This window comes from Flavobacterium sp. UGB4466 (assembly GCF_903469665.1).
Lineage (GTDB): Bacteria > Bacteroidota > Bacteroidia > Flavobacteriales > Flavobacteriaceae > Flavobacterium > Flavobacterium lipolyticum.
In genome coordinates, this window is sequence record NZ_CAGKLC010000173.1 from 1 (window position 1) to 5,489 (window position 5,489).

At 38.6% G+C, this 5,489-nt stretch carries 2 protein-coding genes; both read right to left on the reverse strand.

The window, feature by feature from the left end:
* On the reverse strand, nucleotides 1–4,997 hold a 4,997-nt coding region (locus tag JO950_RS21035; RefSeq protein WP_202704401.1), incomplete at its 3' end, for a condensation domain-containing protein.
* Nucleotides 4,998–5,489, reverse strand: a 492-nt coding sequence (locus JO950_RS21040; protein WP_237732413.1) for a phosphopantetheine-binding protein, incomplete at its 5' end; no start/stop codon positions are given.

The following is a 5,489-nucleotide window of genomic DNA, read 5'->3' on the forward strand; positions in this document are numbered from 1 at the left end:
AGCGCTAAACCAAGACCTGTCAGTAACACATCGTTTATCTCTGTGTTATAAACTCCGTGAACACGGGTTTGCAAAAGTCCTGTGGTATGCTGATCCAGAGCGAAAGATTCCGAAGAATCAATTACAGCTGCACGACCTTCTTCTACCGCTTTATCCTGCGCCAAGCCTGCAATCTGATGATCACAAACCTGCTGCCAGTAAACACGCTCCTTTTCAAGTTTGCTGCCTGATGCATATTCCTTTTGAAGCAAAGCCCATCGCTGGAAAGAATCGGTCTTTGCCGGTAAGGCTGTTTTTGCACCTTCCTTATAACCGGAATACAGACTCGATAAATCTTCTAAAAGTATACGCCAGGAAACGCCATCCACCACCAGGTGATGAACAATCAGACCCAAACGGTCTCCGTCTTTTAGCCTGAAATGTGCTACCCTCAACAATGGACCTTCAGACAAGTTGATACTTGATTGCAGGGCTTCCCCTAGTTGTGCCATCTCAGCCTGAGCAGCTTCTGATTCTCTTAAGTCATAGAAGTGAATCATGCAGCGATTGGAGCTTACAGCTCCATTAAACTGCTCCCATACTCCCTGATTCTGTTTATAAACCATACGAAGGGCATCGTGATGCCTCGTCAAATCTTCTATGCTCTTCTCCAGTATACTGCTATCCAGCTCTTCCTTACTATACAGTAAAACAGATTGATTGAAGTACTCATGTGCTTGTATCTCCTCTGATTTGAAAAACCATTCCTGGATTGGGGTCAGCACAACAGCACCGCTCACTTCACTTTGATCGCTAACCTGGGTGGTCAGCTCCATTAACCCTGCCAGATCTTCCAGTATAGGCGTTCGAAGAAGATGCTCTACTTTAAGTCTGTAGCCCTGTTGTTTTAATCGGGCTACCACCTGAATTGACTTGATGGAATCTCCCCCAAGATTATAAAAACTATCCTTGATACCGATGCCTTCTTTTTTCAATACAGCTGACCATACCGAAACTAAAACCTTTTCCTGTTCTGTTCCCGGTGCTACATATTCAACACCGCTCGATAATCCTGCGCCTTCAGGGTCAGGTAATGCTTTTTTGTCTATTTTACCACTAGTGTTTAATGGGATGGCTTCGAGTTGAACAAAATGCACCGGAAGCATATACTCAGGCACCAACTGTTTTAAATAAGTTCGTAAATCACTTGCATTCTGCGCGACATTAGAAACGATATACGCCACGAGTTCTTTCTCTCCCGACTCGTTCTCTCTGGCTACAACAACTGATTGACTTACAGCTTCATGTTTTACTAAAGCATGCTCTATCTCTCCAAGCTCTATCCTGTGTCCTCTTATTTTTATCTGATCGTCTTTTCTCCCTATGAACTCGATGTTGCCATCAGATAGCCAACGACCCAAATCGCCTGTTTTGTACATGCGGGTATAGTTCAGATCAACTTGCGTTTTTTCCTGCTTGTTTCCACAAAATATAAAAAGGGTATAATCCTGCATTCCATTTTTACTACTTACCTGTATTTTGGTCTGAAATAGTTCTATATCTGCAATTCCCGCTTTTAACAGCATTTCCACCAGATAGTATCGATCTTCTTTTTCACTAAGTCCGGGAGTAATTCTATTTTCTTGTTTTGTATAATCAAATGCACTTTGATTTTCACCATCTTCATGGGCAACAATTGGTAATAACGTTCCTAGTATAAACCTACCGCCTTCTCTCAAAAGCATTGACATGTTCCTTACTAAATTACTCGGGTACTGAACACGATCCAATGTTAGAGTACTTACCACAAAGTCCATAGAGTTGGCTTGTAACTTACTTTCTTTCAAAAATACATTTACAGGCATGTCTATTCGACAAAGGATCCCATTAATTTTATCGTTGATCAGCTTTTTAACGAAAAAGGGATTCGCATCAATACCCGTAATATGATAAGTCCCATTTGCATTTATACTACGAACAAGTTCTCCACTTCCACATCCGAGATCTATACCTTTTGATAAGGGAGCTAAATTGTTAGTGAGCTTCAGGAAAACTTCCCAGGAGATACTTTGAGCCTTATAATTATCAAACATTCCTTCATAATAATAGCGCAAAAATGTTGATGTAAATTCTTTCTCTAAATCATTATCTTTTATTAATTGGATAGCCTCGTTTTTTAGTTTACCCTCAAAATTCTTTTCAATTTCAAAAATGATCTCTTCTGTAGATAATCCATAATCTAACCGTTCATTTATTTCTTTAACTGTTAGATATTGTGGAGCCTCAATCTTTTTAAAGGCAGTATTAGAAATCTCACCTCTGTCAACGTATATCTCATCCAAATAAAAATAATTAGGGACAAAACTTGAAAATGTTTTCCATCTATTATTTAAATACGCTCTCGCTAAACCTGGCCCGCTAAGATACATTTCGCCCGGAACCCCCAACGGTGTTAACTCTCGATCTGTATCCAGAATATAGGTTTTAAGATTTTGCCTCGATTTACCGATAGGAACGCTCAACGAATCAACTATACCATGCCACGCGTGAGAGTAAACCGTATACTCAGTAGGGCCGTAGCCATTCACAAAATGACATTTTTCTGTCCAGCGCTGATAGAGTTCCGAAGAACATTTTTCTCCTACTGACACAATGGTTGGACATGCGATAAGCTTTTCCGGATCCAACTGTTTCAAAAGAGACGGTACTGTTACAACTACATCTATATTCTGTTCATTGATAATTTCAACCAATTGAGAAAAATTTTCTTTGCGAATCAGTGTTAATGTTCCTCCATTTGTGAGTGCCATAACACTTTCTCCCACCGAAGCATCAAAACTAAATGAGCCCATTTGAGATATCTTCTTTGGTACATCCAGATTAAAATAACACTTTTGCCAATACGATAAATCTACCAAAGAATGATGCTCTATCATGACCCCCTTTGGATTTCCAGTGGATCCCGACGTATGGATCACATACGCCAGATTATCCGGAGCAATTTTACCCGGGCATTTTTCAACACTATAATCTTCCGGCACAAACTCAACATCAATGGCAAACAATTCTCCTTCATAAAAATCCATATCATAAATGAAGTTTGCCTCTGTTATCAGTAATTTTAAGGAAATGTCTTTTACAATTTGTTCCTTTCTTGAAGATGGATTCTCAGGATCAATAGGAACGTAAGCCCCTCCTGCTTTTAATATTGCTAATACAGTGATAATCGCCCATTCCGTTCTGTCCAATTGTATTCCTACTAAATCCTCAGTAGTAATTCCATAATTTTCTCGCAAAAGATTTGCAAGTTGGTTGGAACGTTCATTAAGTTCCTGATACGTCAATTCGATATCCTCAAATACTATAGCTATATTGTCCGGAGCCTTTGCAACTTGTTCTTCAAACAAATCGACAATCGTCTTATCTTTTGGATAAGAAACTACTGTATCATTGAATGTAACTAGTAGTTCATTTTTTTCTTCTTCTGACAGATAATCTATTTGTGCTATTTTCTCTTCAGGATAAGATAATATCGAATTTAAAAGATTTTTGAAATGTTTCATTAAACGCTCTATCATCTCGCGCTCATAGACATCCACATTAAAGATTAATTTGAAATAAATATAATCTCCAACCTCTCCAAAATGCAGCTCTATATCATTCTTAACCTTCAAAGGCCCATTATCCGACACCTGGTTTATGACCGTATCATCCGATATCTCCAAGTCTTCATTTTCCGTAATATTATGATAGGTGATCGAGATGTCAAAAATCGGACTTCTGCCTGTATCTCTCTGAAGTCCCAACTCTTCTGCCAATCGATCAAAAGGATACATTTGATGATTATAGCTTTTTAAAGTATGCTCTTTTACAGACTGGTAAAAATGGTTAAAACTTTCCTGAGGGTCAACCTCATTTCTTAAAGCCAGCGTGTTTACATAAAACCCAATCTGGTCTTCCAGATCCGCATGATCTCTACCCGCTACCGGGCTTCCTATGATGATATCTTTTTCAGATGTATAACGATACATTAACACCTTCCATGAGGCTAGTAAGCTCATGAAAAGACTGCCGCCATTCTTCTGGATATATCCTTTTAGTTTAGTTGTTGTTGCTTTGTCTAGATAAGTGGCTAAGCCATGACCGTTATAGGTCTTAACCTGAGGCCGTTGTTTGGTACTTGGCAAGTCCAGCAATGGTAATTCTCCTGAGAGCTTGTCCAGCCAATATTCTCTATGCGCCTTAAATGACTCCTGGTTCAACTGGGCCAACTGCCAGGCTGAATAATCCTTGTATTGGATTTTTAATTCCTTTAAATCAGGTTCTTTGTCTGCCTTGTAAGCTTCATAGTATTTGAATACATCCCTGGACAATACTTCATTAGACCAGCCATCGCTAATGATGTGGTGCATATTGAAGTAGAAAAGATACTCCTCTTCCTCTACATGAAGCAGGGCTGCCCTGAGTAAAGGTCCCTTCTCCAAGTCAAATGCCCGGTAAGCATCTGCGGTAATATAGTCCTCTGTCTTTCCTTTCTTGTCTGCTTCTTTTCTAAAATCCATATACTCGATTGAAAAGTTTAGGTCTTCCCTTTCCAATATCCGCTGTCCGATCTCTCCAGACTCCTCCTCCCTGAAAACCGTTCGTAAGATCTCGTGACGATCAATTGTGGAATCAATGGCTCTCTTGAAATTTTCAATTTCAATACCTTCTTTCAAGTAAGTACTTCCGGGTAAGTTATACGCTAATGAACCTCCTTCAAACTGACTCAAGATCCATAACCTTCTTTGGCCTGATGACAATTTAAATTGCTCCAGTCCCTTGACTGGAGTAATGTCCTCATAATTAGATTTTATATCCTCTCTACTTAAGTGCTCTAATAATGCATTTTTGTTTTTTTTAACCTTGTATAATAAATCATCAGGTATTGAATCGCTGTTGAATTCAATATTGAGTTTATCTCCGATTTTAGAAAGATAAACACCATTTTCTAATAATTGAGCGATTAATTTATCCATTTAGATTTCAATTTTGTTTTTATAGGTTACTGTTTTACCTTCTTGCTGTAATTTTAAAATATCTTTTATCAAAATAATTTTCTTTCCTAGGTTTTGTATGTTAGTATTCTCAAGAATGTCAATAATTTTTAGGTCAATATTTAATTTTTTATGAACCAATGCGATTAATCTCATCGCCTTCAATGAGTCCAGCCCCAAATCATAAAAATCATCCAATATTCCAATCTTATCCCTTTGCAGCACTTCTTCCCAAATCTTTACCAGATCCTCTTCCAGCTCATTCCGTGGCGCTACATATTCAAAACAACCCATTAATCTCAGCCCTTTCGGATTCGGTAAGGACTTCTTGTCTATTTTGCCATTAGTGGTTAATGGAATGGCTTCGAGTTGAACAAAGTACGACGGAAGCATATACTCCGGCAACGACTGTTTTAAATAAGCTCTTAAATCACTTGCGTTCTGCTCGACATTAGAAACAATATACGCTACAAG